We start from the raw sequence: 15,679 nt of genomic DNA on the forward strand, positions 1-15,679 counted from the left end.
CGAGGCCGTCACGGTGGCACTCGCCCCCGATGCGGTGGCCATGACGGCACGGGCCATGGGGGGCACGGCTGCCGCCCCGGTGAACGCGGAGGGGCACGACCACCACATCGCTACGAACAAGTGGTGGAAGTCCACGAACAATGACGGCCCGTGGTCGCCTGAGTTTCAGAAGATTTTCGACAAGGCGGGCATGTCGCTGGACGACCCGGCCAACATCGTCCACGTCAAGGGCCACAAAGGGCCGCATCCGCTGGCGTACCACGAGCGAATTTTCGAGCGTCTAACTGAGGCAACCAGGGGATGCCGCACCATGCAGCAATGCCGCGAGCCGCTGACAGCAGAACTCCGCAAGTTGGGGCAGGAGATCGCCACTCCAGGCACCAAGCTCAACAGGCTGGTGACGGGCAATTAGTAGAGCCACAATGGTCAACATGCCGAAGCGGTACTTCAAGCTTGCCGTCGATATGTCCGTCAAGGGCCGTTGGTCGCTCGGAATGCTCGCTGATCTCCAGGGCCGGGAGGTGGACGACCCGTGGGCGTTCACGGATGGAAGACCCCTTCCCGACCCGGGCCGCTTGACGCTTCCCGTTACCAACCCGGGAATGGCGGTGGACTTTAGTTATGGGGGCATCGCTATCCCAGTGGTACATCCCAGGGTCGCGTCCATCTTCGCGCAGCTCGCTCCCGAGGACGTCCAACTCTTCCCGGTGGGGATTGAGGGTCAGCCTGAGCCGTTCTGCGTCCTCGTAGCCAACAGGTTGATTCGCTGCATTGACGACGAGGCTTGCGAAGAGGTCCAGATATGGACGCCAGAGGATGGGCGCCCTGAGAAGATCGGACAGTACCGGGATATATGGGGCTTGCGCATTGCCCCCTCGAAGGTGGCCGATTTCAAGGTGTTCCGTACCTGGGGATGGCACATCGCCTTGATCGTCCGTGAAGAGATCCGCGATGCGCTAGAGCGCATGGGCGCCTCCGGGACGAAGTTCACCGAAGTCTAGGCCGGAGGACCATCGGCTTTCCCTCGCATTCTGGCGCTCGCGTTTCCGCCTTTTCAGCATGCGCCCGAGCGTTCACGACAACAAGAACCGGTCACTCGAAGCCGTCCGAGCATCGGAAGGACAGGAGCCCTCTTGGGCCCTGGGGGTGCACCGTGGACCGGGCCCGCGCATCCCGTCAGGGCCTTCGCGGAGCCTGCCTGGAGGCGCTGTCAGGCCCGCCGGCCATGCACCGTCACGCGAACGCGCCCCACCCTCCCCCACTGAACAAGCACCCCATGAACCGTCGTGATGCCATGAACACCGCCCCTGCTCCCGTGACGCGCCCCGAGCCCCGGACCTTGGAGTCGTCACACTCGCCCTTCGCGTCCCAGCCCCAGAAGCTGGCCGCGATGCTGGACGGCTTGCGCTGAAGCAGCGCCGTCGGAAGCTGGACGGGCCGGTCAGTGGGAGGGGGCGCGCTTGAGCGCCACCTGGAGCTCGGTCGGCAGGTGGGTGGCGTCGGGGTTGCAGCCGCCGCTGGCCGGCCGGGCTCCGAAGAACAGCTCATCCCCCACGACCTTCACGACGTCCTGCTCCCAGGGGCAGGTGTTGAAGGAGAAGACCGCGGAACAGCCGTTGGTGCTGGTGACGTCCTGCTCCTTGCCCACCGCCCACTTCTGGGTGCCGCACGTCCCGGGGGCCGCGGTGTTGAGGTACTGCGCGAAGCCGTCCGCCAGGGGCGTGATCTTCAGCGTCGAGAAGATGAAGTGCGCGGGCGACGCGCCCTGGGTCGCGCCCGCCGTGGTGACCGGCTGCGAGCGCACGACGTACGGGCCGGTGATGACCACGCGGGACAGCTTCTGGGCCTCGTTGCACGTGGCGTCCAGGTAGAAGGTGATGACCGCCTTCGAGTCCGACCTGGAATACGTGAAGTCTCGCTTCACGTAGTACTTCTGGTCGCCCCCACCCGGCCGGACCTCGCACTGCGTGGACTTCCAGTGGCCCACGATGCTGGGGGGCTCGGCCGCGAAGGCCTGGGTGGCGAGGCACAGCGTGGCGATGGCGGCGAAAGAAAGACCCTTCATGGTGACTCCTGGGCTTGGGGACACGCGAAAGGTAGCCTCGGGATGTGATTGAACAGACTGAAACGTCGTCACTCCTGCAATGAACAACCTTCACATCGACGTCCGCGACCTCAACCTCTTCGTCTTCCTGGATGCCGTCCTCTCCGAGGGCAGCAACCGCGCCGCCGCGACCCGGCTGGGCGTGAGCCAGTCCGCGGTGAGCCACGCGCTAGCCCGGCTGCGCCACCGGCTGGGAGACCCTCTGGTCATCCCCACGAACGGGCGCATGGTGCCCACGCCCCTCGCGGAGTCCCTGGCGCCCGTGCTCCGCTCAGCCCTGGAGCAGCTCCGGGGCGCGCTGCACGGCGCGCGCAGGTTCGACCCGGCCACGGCGCAGCGCACCTTCTGGCTGTCGTCGGCGGACCTGGCCGGCATGGTGGTGCTTCCCCCGCTGATGCGGGAGCTCACCCACGTGGCGTCCGGCGTGTCCGTGCGCGTGCGCGGACCCGGCGAAGGGATGGAGGAGGCGCTGGAGCGGGGCAGCCTGGACGTGGCGCTCGGCGTCTTCGGGGACATGCCCGCGGCCTTCCGCGTCCAGGCCCTCTTCCAGGAGCGGTTCATCTGCCTCGCCCGGGAGGGCCATCCCATCACGCGGGGACGGATGACGCTCGGGCGCTACCTGGAGCACGGGCACATCAGCGTGTCGCCCCTGGGGAGGCAGGGCAGCATAGTGGACGACGCGCTCGCACGCCTGGGCCGGTCCCGCGAGGTGCGGGTGGCGGTGCCGCACTTCTTCCTGGCCCTCTTCATGGTGGCGCAGACGGACCTGCTGCTCATCGCTCCGGAACGCATGTCGCTCCTGATGGCGCCCGCGTTCCGCTTGAGGCTGCTGCGTCCTCCCCTGGAGCTCGCGAGCTTCACCGTGAGCCAGCTCTGGCACGAGCGCATGCAGCACGACCCCGCGCATGCGTGGCTGCGCAAGGCCATCGCGGACGCAAGCCGTCAGCCCGCGTCCACGACGCCCCCCGGGACCATGGCTCCGTCTCCCGTCGGCCCCTCGCTGGAGAAACGCGGACCCCGGCCCCTCAGGCTCCCGAGACAACCCGCCTGACGGGCTCGAAGCGCTGGGGGAGCCGCGCGGGGCCCAGCACGTTGAGCGCCTTGCACGGAACCCACGGCTCGGTGCTCGCGAGCTGGACGCCTTTCAACCGCTCCAGCAGATCCGCCAAGGCCGCCCGTGCCGCCAGGCGTGAGAGCACCGTACCCAGGCAGGAGCTGGAAGAAGCCCAGGAACTCGTTCGCGGTCAGCCGCTCCCCGTCCACCTCGGCCTCCACCAGCCGGGTGAGGAGGTCGTCCTTCAGCTCGCGCCGCCGCTGCTCGGACAGCTCGTTGAAGTAGGCCCGCATCTCCTCCTTCACCCCAGCGTTCTCGCTCATCGCCCGGGCGGCCTCCTCGCCGCCGGAGACGGTGTAGCTGAGCGTCATGATGACCTCGGCCCAGTGCCTGGACCTGTCAGCCTAATTCGGCGTCGAGGCTTCAGTATGGAGACCTCTGACGAAGCGAATGACGTGTGAGCCCCCAACGCACCACGCGCACCGCGCGGCGGGGAGGACCCTCACTCCGCGCCCACGTTTTCCAGGCCACCCGGAACGGTCGACGCGGTGGGCATTGAGTGACCCACGCCGGCCTCGGTCCGAGGCGGGACGGGCCACCAACTGCGTTGTCCCTGCCTGGCACCTCACCTAGCATCCCGCCGCCCGACACTGGTCCGAGGCGCCACTGCGAGCGGGGGCCGTTTCCTTCAAGGCCAGCAGCTCCCGGTGGCGCCATCTTGCGGTGTCCGGGGCTGCGTCTCCTGAGTCGTCGAGGATCTGTCTCCGATGCCCGTCAAGAAGTCCGAACTCTACTCCTCCCTCTGGAAGTCCTGTGACGAACTGCGCGGCGGAATGGATGCGTCGCAGTACAAGGACTACGTCCTCGTGCTTCTGTTCGTGAAGTACGTCTCGGACAAGGCCGCAAGCCAAAAGGACTACGACATCGAGGTTCCCAAGGGCGGCAGCTTCGCCGACCTAGTCGCACTCAAGGGCGACAAGGAGATTGGCGACAAGATGAATCAAATCATTTCGAAGCTTGCCGCGAAGAATGACCTCAAGGGGGTCATCGACGTCGCCGACTGGAACGACTCCGACAAGCTGGGCAAGGGGAGGGACATGGTGGACAGGTTGTCGAACCTGATCGCCATCTTCGAGAACCCCGCCCTCGACTTCCGGAACAACCGCGCCGAGGGCGACGACCTGCTCGGCGACGCCTACGAGTTCCTCATGCGCCACTTCGCCACCGAGAGTGGCAAGAGCAAGGGCCAGTTCTACACGCCGGCTGAGGTCTCTCGCATCATGGCCAAGGTCATTGGCCTCGGGAGTGCCAGCAACCCCGGCCAGACCATCCATGACCCCACCTGCGGTTCGGGCTCCCTGCTCATCAAGGCCCACGACGAGGCGAAGAGCGCCGCCGGCCTAGACCTTGCGCTCTATGGCCAGGAGATGGACAACGCCACCCGGGCGCTGGCTCGCATGAACCTCATTCTGCATGACTGCGCCACTGGCGTGGTCTGGCAGGACAACACGCTGTCCGCGCCGCATTTCAAGGACCCGAAGACCGGCGCGCTCAAGACCTTCGACTTCGTCGTCGCCAACCCGCCCTTCTCCACCAAGGCCTGGACCAACGGCTTCGACCCGGCGAACGACCCCTATGGCCGATTTGCCCTCGGCATTCCGCCTCAGAAGAACGGTGACTACGCCTTCCTGCTCCACATCCTGGCCTGCCTCAAGAGCACCGGGAAGGGCGCGGTGATTCTCCCGCACGGCGTGCTCTTCCGGGGAGGGGCCGAGGCCACGATTCGCCGCGAACTCGTCAAGCGCGGCTACCTCAAGGGCATCATCGGCCTGCCGGCGAACCTCTTCTATGGCACTGGCATTCCGGCCTGCATCCTGGTGCTCGACAAGGAGGGCGCCGCCACCCGCATGGGCATCTTCATGGTGGATGCCTCTAAGGGCTTCATCAAGGACGGCAACAAGAACCGTCTGCGAGCGCAGGACATCCACAAGATCGTCGATGCGTTCACCCGGCAGGTCGACCTGCCCCGCTACTCGCGGATGGTCCCACTCGCCGAAATCGCCGACCCGAAGAACGACTACAACCTCAACCTCCCGCGCTACATCGACTCGAGCGAGCCGGAGGACCTCCAGGACATCGATGCACATCTGCAAGGTGGTATTCCGGACCGGGACCTTGATGCTCTCGACCGGTACTGGAAGGTCTTTCCCGGCGTGCGCGAGGCGCTGTTCCAGAAGGCCGGCCGCCCGGGCTACTCCGATCTCAAAGTCGCCGTCGCGGATATCAAGCCTACCATCTTCGGACACGCTGAGTTCACGGCCTGGAGCGCCCAGACACAGAAGCTCTTCGCCAGGTGGCGCGGCGAGGCTGCGCAGCGCCTGCGTTTCATTGCCAAGGGAGAAAAACCCAAGGTTCTCATTGAAGAACTCTCCGAGGGGCTTCTCGCCACCTTTCAGGAGGCGAAGCTGCTCGACTCCTATGATGTCTACCAGCACCTCTTGGACTACTGGGCCGAGACCATGCAAGACGACGTCTACCTGATTGCGAGTGATGGCTGGAAGGAGGCGGCCAAGCTGCGGCCGCTGAGCGACGACAAGGACAAGAAGTCCAAGGACAAGCCTGACTTCGAGATCGGGAGGCAGAGGCTCAAGGCGGAACTGATTCCGGTCTCACTGCTCACTGCCCGCTACTTCGCCGAGGAGCAGGCTGCGATCGAGAAACTGGAGTCCGAAGCTGCTGCCGTTATCCAGGCGATGGAGGAACTGGCCGAGGAGCACGGTGGCGAGGACGGGCTGCTCGCTGAAGCTAAGAATGACAAGGACAAGCTGACCAAGGTCTCGGCATCTGCCCGTCTCAGGGACATTCAAAATGACGATGACGCTGCTGACGAGCGCAAGATACTCGCTGGGTACTTGGCCCTCGTCGAGAAGGAAGCGGCTATCAGCGGCCAAGCCAGGGCTGAGCAGGTAGCACTCGCCGAGAAGGCCGTGTCGAAGTATGGCAAGCTGACCAAGGACGAGATCAAGATCCTCGTGATCGACGACAAGTGGTTGGCCTTGCTTGCGGCATCTGTGCAAGACGAGATTGATCGAATGTCACATATGCTCGCGAGGCGCGTTCGCGAGCTTTCTGAACGTTATGTCACTCCGCTACCAACACTAGCCAAGGAGGTGGAAGACTTTTCGGCACGGGTGGACGTGCATCTCAAGAAAATGGGGGCAGCATGGAGTTGAAGGCCGAAAGCAAACATGCCGGGATTGAGCCTCTTCCTCCGGAATGGGATATAAAATCTGTTCGTGAGTTGGGCACAATCAAGACTGGCCCCTTCGGAACGCTTCTGAAAGCAGGTGAGTATTCGGGGCGTTCCGGCGTTCCGTTGGTCTCCGTGGGCGAGATTGGCGTCGGGACCTTCCGCATCACCAAGGAGACTCCGCTTGTCCCTATAGCTGTGCTTCAAAGGCTTCCTCAGTACGTCCTGAGGACTGGAGACATTGTATTTGGCAGAAAGGGGGCTGTCGACCGCTCGGCTCTCGTTACCTCATCTCAGAATGGCTGGTTCCTTGGTTCCGACGGCATCAGCATTCGTCCTTCTGTAAGTTGCTACCCGCCGTATCTCGCGTTTCAATTTCAGCGCCATCAGGTGCAGGCGTGGCTTCGTCAGAATGCTGTTGGCACGACCATGGCATCGCTCAATCAGGAGGTGCTCGGTCGAATTACGGTGCCCTGTGCGCCGCTACCTGAACAGCACGCTATCGCTGATGCTCTTTCAGATGTGGGAGTCCTGATCGACACGCTGGATAAACTTATCGCCAAGAAGCGTGACATCAAGCAGGCCGCCATGCAGCAACTCTTCTCTGGCCAGGTCCGCCTGCCAAGCTTCAGCGGCAAATGGGAACACGTCTCGCTCGGCACAGTAGGCAGATGGTTCAGTGGTGGTACTCCTTCAATGGCGGACGACTCATATTGGTCTGGTGACATTCCATGGGTCAGTCCGAAGGACATGAAAGTCTCGCGGCTTCACGACTCGATCGACCATGTTGCACCTTCGGCGATCGGCAACGGAACGCGGCTTCTGCCAACCGGGGCCATTCTCGTGGTGGTACGAGGCATGATTCTCGCTCACTCAGCACCCATCGCGCGGGCGGAGAGGCCTGTGGCCTTCAATCAAGACATAAAGGGCTTGGTAGTCAAACCTGGCGTCGACAGCAATTTTGTTTTGTGGTGGCTCATCGCTCATGAGGCACTGCTGTTGGCGACCACCAATGAGGCGACGCATGGAACAAAACGCATACCGACAGAGGCGCTCTTCAAGTTACAGATAGGCCTCCCCGACCAGCGAGAGCAGTCGGCTATCGCTGCTGTTGTTTCGGACATGGATGCCGAGATTGCCGCTCTTGAACAGCGTCGTGAAAAGACCCGGCTTCTCAAGCAGGGAATGATGCAGGAACTCCTGACTGGAAGGACCCGCCTCGTATGAGCGCCATCGGGGAAGTCGAGAAGAAGACTCAGCGCCGCGTCGTCAGCCTATTCTGTGACGAGCTCGGCTACGAGTACCTCGGCAACCTCAGCGAAGGCGACAACCGCAATATCATCGAGGGGCAACTTGAGCACTTCCTCATGGCGTACCAGGGGTACGGTGAGCGCGAGGACGGCGGCGACCTCGTACGCCGCGCGGTCTCCGAGTTCGTCAAGGTCTCGAGCAACGCGAGCCTCAGCCTGTACGACCGAAACCGCGCCGTCTACGAGTTGCTCCGTTACGGCATCAAGGTGAAGGTCGACGTCGGTGAGCGGACCGAGACAGTCTGGCTCATCGACTGGAAGAACCCCGAGAAAAACCGCTTCGCCATTGCCGAGGAAGTCACGGTCAAGCCCGCGAACCTCAAGGGCCACAGCAAACGGCCCGACATCGTCCTCTACGTCAACGGCATCGCGCTCGGCGTCATTGAACTCAAACGCTCCACCGTCTCCGTGGCCGAGGGCATCCGGCAGAACCTCGACAACCAGAAGAAGGAGTTCATCCAGCCCTTCTTCTCCACCCTGCAGTACGTCATGGCCGGCAGTGAGACCGAGGGGCTGCGCTACGGCACCATCCAGACCCAGGAGAAGTACTACCTGACCTGGAAGGAGGACGGCCCCGGAGACAACCCGCTCGACAAGGCGCTGCGCCAGCTCTGCTCCAAGGGACGCTTCCTCGAACTCATCCACGACTTCGTGGTCTTCGACGCGGGCATCAAGAAGCTCTGCCGGCACAACCAGTACTTCGGCGTGCGAGCCGCCCAGACCCACCTGAAGCGCGGTGAGGGCGGCATCATCTGGCACACGCAGGGCTCGGGGAAGAGTCTCACCATGGTATGGCTCGCCAAGTGGATTCGGGAGAACGTGAAGGACTCCCGCGTCTTCATCATCACCGACCGCACTGAGCTCGATGAGCAGATCGAGAAGGTCTTCAAAGGGGTGTCCGAAGGCATCTACCGGACGAAGTCAGGCGCCGACCTCATCGCCCAGGCGAACGCCACCAAGCCGTGGCTGCTCTGCTCGCTCATCCACAAATTCGGACGCAGAGAGGGTGGGGAGGAGGTCGGAGACATCAAGGGCTTCGTCGAGGAGGTCAAGAAGGCGCTGCCTCAGGGCTTCAAGCCCAAGGGCGAGCTGTTCGTCTTCGTGGACGAGTGCCACCGAACGCAGTCGGGCGACCTGCACGACGCCATGAAGGCCATCCTGCCGGACGCGGTCTTCATCGGCTTCACCGGCACTCCGTTGCTCAAGGCGGACAAGAAGAAGAGCATCGAGGTCTTCGGCGGCTACATCCACACCTACAAGTTCGACGAGGCAGTGGAGGATGGCGTAGTGCTCGACCTGCGCTACGAGGCGCGGGACATCGACCAGAGCATCACCTCGCAGGCGAAGATCGACCTGTGGTTCGACAGCAAGACGAAGGGCCTGACGCCCCTGGCCAAGGCCCAGCTCAAGGCTCGCTGGGGCACGATGCAGAAGGTTCTGTCCAGCCAGTCCCGGCTGGAGAAAATCAAAGCGGACATCCTGCTCGACATGGAGACGCGCGACCGGCTCAAGAGTGGGCGCGGCAACGCGCTGCTGGTCGCGGGGAGCATCTTCGAGGCGTGCAAGTTCTACGAGCTGTTCTCCAAGAGTCCGCTCGCGGGGAGGTGCGCCATCGTCACGTCGTACGTTCCCAGGACCGCGGACATCAAGGGCGAGGAGAGCGGTGAAGGCGCCACCGACGCCCTGGAGAAGTACAACGTCTACCGCCAGATGCTCGCCGACTGGTTCAACGAGCCCCCGGAAACAGCGGTGAACAAGGTTGAGGCGTTTGAGAAGGCGGTAAAGAAGAAGTTCATCGAAGAGCCCGGGCAGATGAAGCTGCTCATCGTCGTGGACAAGCTGCTCACCGGCTTTGACGCGCCCCCGGCAACGTACCTCTACATCGACAAGCAGATGCGCGACCACGGCCTCTTCCAGGCCATCTGCCGCGTGAACAGGCTCGATGGGGACGATAAGGAGTTCGGCGACATCGTCGACTACAAGGACCTGTTCAAGAGCCTCGAAGGCGCGGTCTCGGACTACACGTCGGGGGCGCTCGACGGCTACGACAAGGAGGACGTGGCTGGGCTGTTGGAGGACCGTCTCGGCAAGGCGAAGGAACGGCTCGACGAGGCACTGGAGGCTGTGCGTGCCCTCTGTGAGCCCGTGGAGCCACCGCGGGACGACCAAGCCTTCTACCGGTACTTCTCGTCCAAAGAGCCAGGCAATGCCGCGCAGTTAAGGGCGAACGAGCCTCAACGCCTCGCACTGTACAAGCTCACCTCGGCGCTCATCCGGGCCTACGCGAACCTCGCGAACGAGATGGAAGAGGCCGGCTACGCCCGGGAGCAGGCCGCTGCCGTCAAGGACGAGGTGACGTTCTACGAGAATCTGCGCACCCAGGTGAAGTTGCACAGCGGTGATGCCATCGACCTCAAGCAGTACGAGCCCGCGATGCGACACCTCATCGATACTTACATCCGCGCGGAGGAGAGTGAGGTGGTCTCGAAGTTCGACGACCTCTCCCTGATTCAGCTCATTGTCGAACGGGGCGCCGACGCGATTAAGGCCCTACCCGAGCCCCTCCGGACGAAGGAGCGGGCCGCCGCAGAGACCATCGAGAACAATGTCCGCAGGCTCATCGTCGACGAGACGCCCATCAACCCGAAGTACTACGAGCGGATGTCCGCACTGCTCGACGCACTCATAGAGCAGCGGAAGCAGGACGCCCTCAGCTACCAGGATTACCTCGCGAAAATCGTCGAACTCACCCGACAGGCGAAGCAGGGGCCGAGGACGGTCGATTACCCGCAGTCACTGGACACGCCAGCCCGACGGGCGCTCTATGACAACCTCGGGAATGATGAGGCGCTGGCCCTGAAGGTCGATGCGGCGGTACGGATGAGCATGCAGGACGCATGGCGCGATAACAGGATGAAGACGCTGCGGGTCCGCAGGGCCATCAGCGCAATCCTCGGTGGTGACGAGGCCCGTCTGGAGCAGACGCTGGAGTTGGTGAAGAACCAGGATGACTACTGAGTCCCGTGTCCTGACGGTGGGCAGCCTGCGTGTGGCCGTCGTCCGGAAGCCCATCAAGAACCTCCACCTCGGCGTCTACCCTCCAGACGGCCGGGTCCGGGTGGCTGCACCGCTGCTGGTCTCCGATGCAGCGGTGCGGGTCGCCGTCATCAGCAAGCTGCGGTGGATAAAGCGACAGCAAGCTGCGTTCAATGGACAGGCGCGCGAGTCCGAGCGGGAGATGGTCAGTGGCGAAAGCCACTACTTCCTCGGGTGGCGCTACCGTCTGGATGTCATGGAGACGAAAGGACCAGGGCGTATCGTGGTGCGCAACCGGAGAATCCTGGAACTGCACACCCGGTCCGGCTGGGGGTCCCGGCAGCGAGAGCGACTGCTGCATCAATGGTACCGGGAGCAGCTTCGCGAACTCGTTCCTCCCCTCATCGAAAAGTGGCAGGTGGCTTTGGGGGTGGAAGCCGCCGGGTGGGGAATCAAGAAGATGAAGACTCGGTGGGGGTCGTGCAACGCGGCGGCTCGCCGCATCTGGCTCAACTTGGAACTGGCCAAGAAACCACCTCAGTGCCTCGAGTACCTCGTCGTTCATGAGTTGTTGCATCTGCTCGTGCGCAATCACGACGACCGCTTTCACGCCTTGATGGACCGACACCTGCCTAGGTGGCGACTGGCTCGGCGGACCTTGAACGCTGCGCCGCTGGCACATGAGACCTGGGAGTATTGAAGTTACCTCTCACTCAATGCTTGGGCAGTGTCGGGTAGCATCGTGGAAGGATCGAGTCGGGCTATCTGCGCAACCAAGTGGAGGCCGCGGTCCTGAGTGGTTATGGGACTGGGAGAAAAGTACTCGCCCAACTGGAAGACCAGTTCACCCATGCCCCGTTGACGGGGAGCGCATGAGCCGCACGCCGAGCCGGCGCAGAAGCCTTTCATCTCCAGCAGACACGCGCCTGCCCAGCCTCTTTCCCAGGAGGGGCGCGACAGAAGCCCGCCTGGGCGTAGTGGCTTGAGTTCCACGCGCTCGGCGCGGGCCCGGTACTCCTCCGGGCCCTGAGCGCCTCAGGGGCGCGGGCCCGCGGTGGGGGTGCGCTCCGTGCCGGCCTCCGCAGGGCTGGAGGACTCCTCCGAGGGCGACTCCAGCACGCGGGCCAGGGCCCGGCCCAGGACCTCCACCTGCGGCGACTGGAGCACGGAGTAGTGGGTGCCCGGCACGTCCACCACCCGCGCGTCCGGGGTGAGCGCGGCCCAGCCACGGGTGCGGTCGCCGCCCTCGTCCACGTGGGCGTCGGTGCCGCGCAGCAGCCACACCGGCACCCCGAGCGGCTCCAGGACGTGGCCGGAGAGCGCGGCGAGGCAGGCGTTGAAGACGCGCTGGCGCCGCTGGAGCCACGCGAGCCCCACCTCCGCGCCGAACACGCCCGTGCGCTGTCCGGCCTCCAGCAGGTAGCGCAGCAGGCGGTGGGAGTCACCTGGCGGCACGTCCGGGGGCAGCGTCTGCGGCAGACCGGTGGTGTGCGCCAGGTTCACGGCGAAGAGCTGGCCCTGCGTCGTGGGGTCGTCCACGCGCAGGCCCCGCGCGTAGGACGTGGGGCTGGGCTCGATGAAGACCAGCCGCTCCACCTGCTCGCCCTGGCGCAGCAGCTGGCGCGCCATCTCGAAGGCGATGAGGGCGCCCATGGACCAGCCGCCCAGGCGGTAGGGGCCGTGGGGCTGCACCGTGCGCATCGCCTCCACGTAGAGCGCGGCCAGGTCCTCCAGTGAATCCACCGTCGGCTGTCCGCTCTCCAGGCCCGGCGCCTGGAGGCCGTGGAAGGGCTGGTCCTCGCCCAGCTGCCGCGCCAGCTCCGCGTAGCCCCACACCGTGCCGCCAATGGCGTGCACGCAGAAGAAGGGCGGGCGCGTCCCCTGGGGTTGCAGGGGCACCAGCAGCTCCGCGGGGGCAAGGCCTGCCCTCAGGCGGGACAGCGGCGCGTCCGGCGTGAGGACCGCCTGCTCCAGCAGGGCTCGCAGCTGGCCGGCCCAGCGCGTGGCGGTGCCCGGGTCGAAGAGGTCGCGGTTGTACTCCAGCACGCCAGTGAGGCCGGCCTCCGGCTCCTCCCACAGGGCCAGCGTCAGGTCGAACTTGGCGGACTGGCGCTCCACGTCCACGAAGCCCAGGGACAGTCCGGGGCCCATGGGCTGGGACACGGGCGCGTTCTCCAGCACGAAGAGCACCTGGAACAGCGGGGAGCGGCCCGCCTCGCGCGCCGGACGCGCCGCCTCCACCACGCGGTCGAACGGGGCGTCCTGGTGCGCGTAGGCGCCCAGCGTCACCTCGCGCACGCGGGCAAGCAGCGCGCGGAAGCCCTCGCCCGCGTCCACGCGCGTGCGCAGGGCCAGCGTGTTCACGAAGCACCCGAGCATGTCCTCCAGCTCCGGCGCCGGACGGCCCGCGATGGGCGAGCCCACCACCACCTCCTCCTGGCCGCTCAGCCGCGACAGGACGCGCCTGGAGGCCGGCGAGCAGCACCATGAAGGGCGTGACGCCCTCGCGGTGGCCCAGCGCCTTCACCGACTCCGACAGCGGCAGGCCCAGCCGCACCGGCACGCGCCCGCCCCGGAAGGTCTGCGCGGCGGGGCGCGGGTGGTCGGTGGGCAGCTCCAGCGCGGCGGGCGCCCCCGCGAGCTGGCGGCGCCAGTACGCCAGCTGCGACGCGAGGACGTCCTCCGTCAGCCACGCCCGCTGCCAGAGCGCGTAGTCCACGTACTGCAGCGGGAGCGCGGGCAAGACGGGCGGCTGATCCGCGCTGAAGGCCTCGTAGAGGGACGACAGCTCGCGGGTGAGCACGGCGGAGGACCAGCCGTCGGAGATGATGTGGTGCAGCGTCACCACGAGCAGGTGGTGCCGCGCTCCCAGCCGCACGAGCAGACCGCGCACCAGCGGCCCCCGGGCCAGGTCGAAGGGCACTCCCCGTGGCCGCCGCGAGCGCCAGCGCCTCGCGCTCCCGCTCCGCCTCCGGCACGCCGCCCAGGTCCACGAAGCCCAGCGCCGGCGGCAGCTCCGGCAGGATGACCTGCAGCGGGCCCTGCGCGTCCTCGTGGAACACGGTGCGCAGGCTCTCATGGCGCTGGTGCAGCGCGTGGAAGCTCCTCACCAGCGCCCGGGTGTGCAGCGGCCCGGTGAGGCGCAGCGCCGCGAGAATCGTGTACGCGCTGCCGCCGGGCTCCAGCCGGTCCAGCAGCCACAGCCGCTGCTGCGCGAAGGACAGCGGCAGCCGGCCGTCCGGGGCACCGGCAGCAGCGGTGGCACGGCGGGGGTCGCATCCCCCGCGTCGCGCGCGGCGTCCACCCGCGCGGCGAGCGCCTGGAGCGTGGGCGCAAGGAAGAAGGCCTCCAGCGGCAGCTCCACGCGCAGCGACGCGCGCAGCCGCGACACCACCTGCGTCGCGAGCAGCGAGTGGCCCCCCAGCTCGAAGAAGTGGTCGCCCAGGCCCCACGCGCTCCACGCCCAGCACCTGCCGCCAGAGGCCCGCGAGCAGCTGCTGCGTGGGCGTGTGGGGGGCTTCGTAGGGACGGGGGCTCGAGCGCTCCAGGACGGGGGCGGGCAGCGCCTTGCGGTCCACCTTGCCGTTGGGGTTGAGCGGCAGCGCGTCCAGCACCACGAAGGCCGCGGGCACCATGTACTCCGGCAGCGTGCGGCGCAGTCCGTCCTTGAGCGCCGCCGCGTCCAGCGTCTGCTCGTCCCGGGCGACGACGTAGGCGACCAGTCGCTTGTCGCCGGGCACGTCCTCGCGCGCCAGCACCACGGCCTCGCGCACGCCGGGAGCGGCCTGCACGGCGGCCTCCACCTCACCCAGCTCGATGCGGAAGCCGCGCACCTTCACCTGGAAGTCGACGCGGCCCAGGTACTCCAGCGCGCCGTCGGGGCGGTAGCGCACGCGGTCCCCCGTCTTGTACATGCGCGAGCCCGGCGGACCGAAGGGCTCCGGCAGGAAGCGCTCCGCGGTGAGGTCCGGCCGGTGGAGGTAGCCGCGCGACTGGCCCTCGCCCGCGAGGTACAGCGCCCCGGGCTGGCCCACGGGCACCGGCCGCAGGTCCGCGTCCAGCACGTAGGCGCGGGTGTTGGACAGCGGCCGGCCGATGGGCGGCACCTCGCCCGGTCGCACGCGCGCGAAGGTGGAGTAGGTGGTGTCCTCCGACGGGCCATAGAGGTTGTAGAGCCGCTGCACCGTGGGCGTGTCGTACACCTGCCGCGCGAGCGACGCGGGCAGCGCCTCGCCCGCCAGGTTGATGGTGCGCACCGAGGGCGGCAGCGCGCCCAGCCGCAACAGCTGCGCCATGGCGGAGGGCACGGTGTTGACGAGCGTCACCTCCGACGCCTGGGGCAGCTCCGCCAGGTGCAGCGCGTTGCGCGCGAGGATGACGCGGCCTCCCCGGGTGAGGGGGGCGAAGACCTCGAAGACGGAGAGGTCGAAGTTGAGCGACGTGCACGCGAGCACGCCCTGGAGCTCCTCCGCGGAGAACACGCCGTGCACCCAGGTCAGGAAGGCCACCGCCGCGCGGTGCGGGATGGCCACGCCCTTGGGCCGCCCGGTGCTGCCCGACGTGTAGATGAGGTAGGCCAGGTTCTCCGGCAGGGGCGCCAGCGTGAGCGACGCGTCCGGGGCCGCCGGGCCCAGCGCCTCCCCGTCGTCCTCCAGGCACACCACCTGGCAGGTGTGCGCGGGCAGCGCGGGCACCAGGTGCGCGTGCGCCACGAGCGCGGGGCCGCGCGCGTCCTCCAGCAGGAAGGCCAGCCGCTCCCGCGGGTACGTGGGGTCGAGCGGCACGTACGCCCACCCGCCTTGAGGATTGCCCAGCATGCCCACGACCATGTCGGCGTTGCGCTCCACGCACAGGCCCACGCGGACCTCCGGGCCCACGCCCAGGGCCCGCAGCCGCCGCGCCAGGCGTCCGGCGCGCTGCTCCAG

The 15,679-nt window shown here is 66.3% G+C and carries 11 protein-coding genes and 3 pseudogenes; 8 read left to right on the plus strand and 6 right to left on the minus strand.

The genetic code is table 11. From position 1 onward, the window contains the following. The 3 genes from ACLEQD_RS19450 to ACLEQD_RS19460 all read left to right on the plus strand — a co-directional run. The coding region (locus ACLEQD_RS19450; RefSeq protein WP_410385801.1) for an AHH domain-containing protein at positions 1-412 on the plus strand (412 nt) is incomplete at its 5' end. Between the two features lie 10 nt (positions 413-422). After that, positions 423-1,001 (plus strand): hypothetical protein, encoded by a 579-nt coding sequence (locus ACLEQD_RS19455; RefSeq protein ID WP_410385802.1) that lies wholly within the window; start codon positions 423-425, stop codon positions 999-1,001. A gap of 275 nt (positions 1,002-1,276) precedes the next feature. Next, complete coding sequence (locus ACLEQD_RS19460; RefSeq protein WP_410385803.1) at positions 1,277-1,411, plus strand: hypothetical protein; 135 nt, start codon at positions 1,277-1,279, stop codon at positions 1,409-1,411. A gap of 30 nt (positions 1,412-1,441) precedes the next feature. Here the strand turns inward: ACLEQD_RS19460 and ACLEQD_RS19465 are convergent, their stop codons facing one another. Next, positions 1,442-2,065: a hypothetical protein gene (locus tag ACLEQD_RS19465; RefSeq protein WP_410385804.1), complete on the minus strand. Its 624-nt coding sequence runs from the start codon at positions 2,063-2,065 to the stop codon at positions 1,442-1,444. Between the two features lie 79 nt (positions 2,066-2,144). Between ACLEQD_RS19465 and ACLEQD_RS19470 the strand changes: the two genes are divergently transcribed. The 5 genes from ACLEQD_RS19470 (at position 2,145) to ACLEQD_RS19490 (ending at position 11,454) form a co-directional block, all read left to right on the plus strand. Further along, positions 2,145-3,155: a LysR family transcriptional regulator gene (locus tag ACLEQD_RS19470; protein ID WP_410385805.1), complete on the plus strand. Its 1,011-nt coding sequence runs from the start codon at positions 2,145-2,147 to the stop codon at positions 3,153-3,155. 770 nt (positions 3,156-3,925) lie between these two features. Further along, positions 3,926-6,391 (plus strand): N-6 DNA methylase, encoded by a 2,466-nt coding sequence (locus tag ACLEQD_RS19475; RefSeq protein WP_410385806.1) that lies wholly within the window; start codon positions 3,926-3,928, stop codon positions 6,389-6,391. Continuing rightward, positions 6,382-7,635 (plus strand): restriction endonuclease subunit S, encoded by a 1,254-nt coding sequence (locus ACLEQD_RS19480; protein WP_410385807.1) that lies wholly within the window; start codon positions 6,382-6,384, stop codon positions 7,633-7,635. The genes ACLEQD_RS19475 and ACLEQD_RS19480 overlap by 10 nt, the downstream gene beginning before the upstream one ends. Continuing rightward, a complete protein-coding gene (locus tag ACLEQD_RS19485) occupies positions 7,632-10,736 on the plus strand; it encodes a type I restriction endonuclease subunit R (RefSeq protein ID WP_410385808.1) in 3,105 nt (1,034 codons plus the stop codon). The genes ACLEQD_RS19480 and ACLEQD_RS19485 overlap by 4 nt, the downstream gene beginning before the upstream one ends. Continuing rightward, on the plus strand, positions 10,726-11,454 hold the full coding sequence (locus ACLEQD_RS19490; RefSeq protein WP_410385809.1) for a M48 family metallopeptidase: 729 nt from the start codon (positions 10,726-10,728) through the stop codon (positions 11,452-11,454). Before ACLEQD_RS19485 ends, ACLEQD_RS19490 begins: the two co-directional genes overlap by 11 nt. 335 nt (positions 11,455-11,789) lie before the next feature. On the opposite strand, the gene ACLEQD_RS19495 is transcribed toward ACLEQD_RS19490, so the two are convergent. The 5 genes and pseudogenes from ACLEQD_RS19495 to ACLEQD_RS19515 all read right to left on the minus strand — a co-directional run. Beyond that, complete coding sequence (locus ACLEQD_RS19495) at positions 11,790-13,181, minus strand: alpha/beta fold hydrolase (RefSeq protein WP_410385810.1); 1,392 nt, start codon at positions 13,179-13,181, stop codon at positions 11,790-11,792. A gap of 103 nt (positions 13,182-13,284) precedes the next feature. Next, positions 13,285-13,833: pseudogene (locus tag ACLEQD_RS19500) on the minus strand (condensation domain-containing protein); the annotation flags it as partial. Beyond that, positions 13,754-13,957, minus strand: a pseudogene (locus ACLEQD_RS19505) (condensation domain-containing protein); the annotation flags it as partial. The pseudogenes ACLEQD_RS19500 and ACLEQD_RS19505, both read right to left, overlap by 80 nt. Further along, a complete protein-coding gene (locus tag ACLEQD_RS19510) occupies positions 13,861-14,148 on the minus strand; it encodes a hypothetical protein (RefSeq protein WP_410385811.1) in 288 nt (95 codons plus the stop codon). The gene ACLEQD_RS19510 and the pseudogene ACLEQD_RS19505, both read right to left, overlap by 97 nt. A 244-nt stretch (positions 14,149-14,392) precedes the next feature. After that, positions 14,393-15,631, minus strand: a pseudogene (locus tag ACLEQD_RS19515) (amino acid adenylation domain-containing protein); the annotation flags it as partial. Positions 15,632-15,679 lie beyond the last annotated feature (48 nt).

Source organism: Corallococcus sp. 4LFB (assembly GCF_046520365.1).
Taxonomy (GTDB): domain Bacteria; phylum Myxococcota; class Myxococcia; order Myxococcales; family Myxococcaceae; genus Corallococcus; species Corallococcus caeni.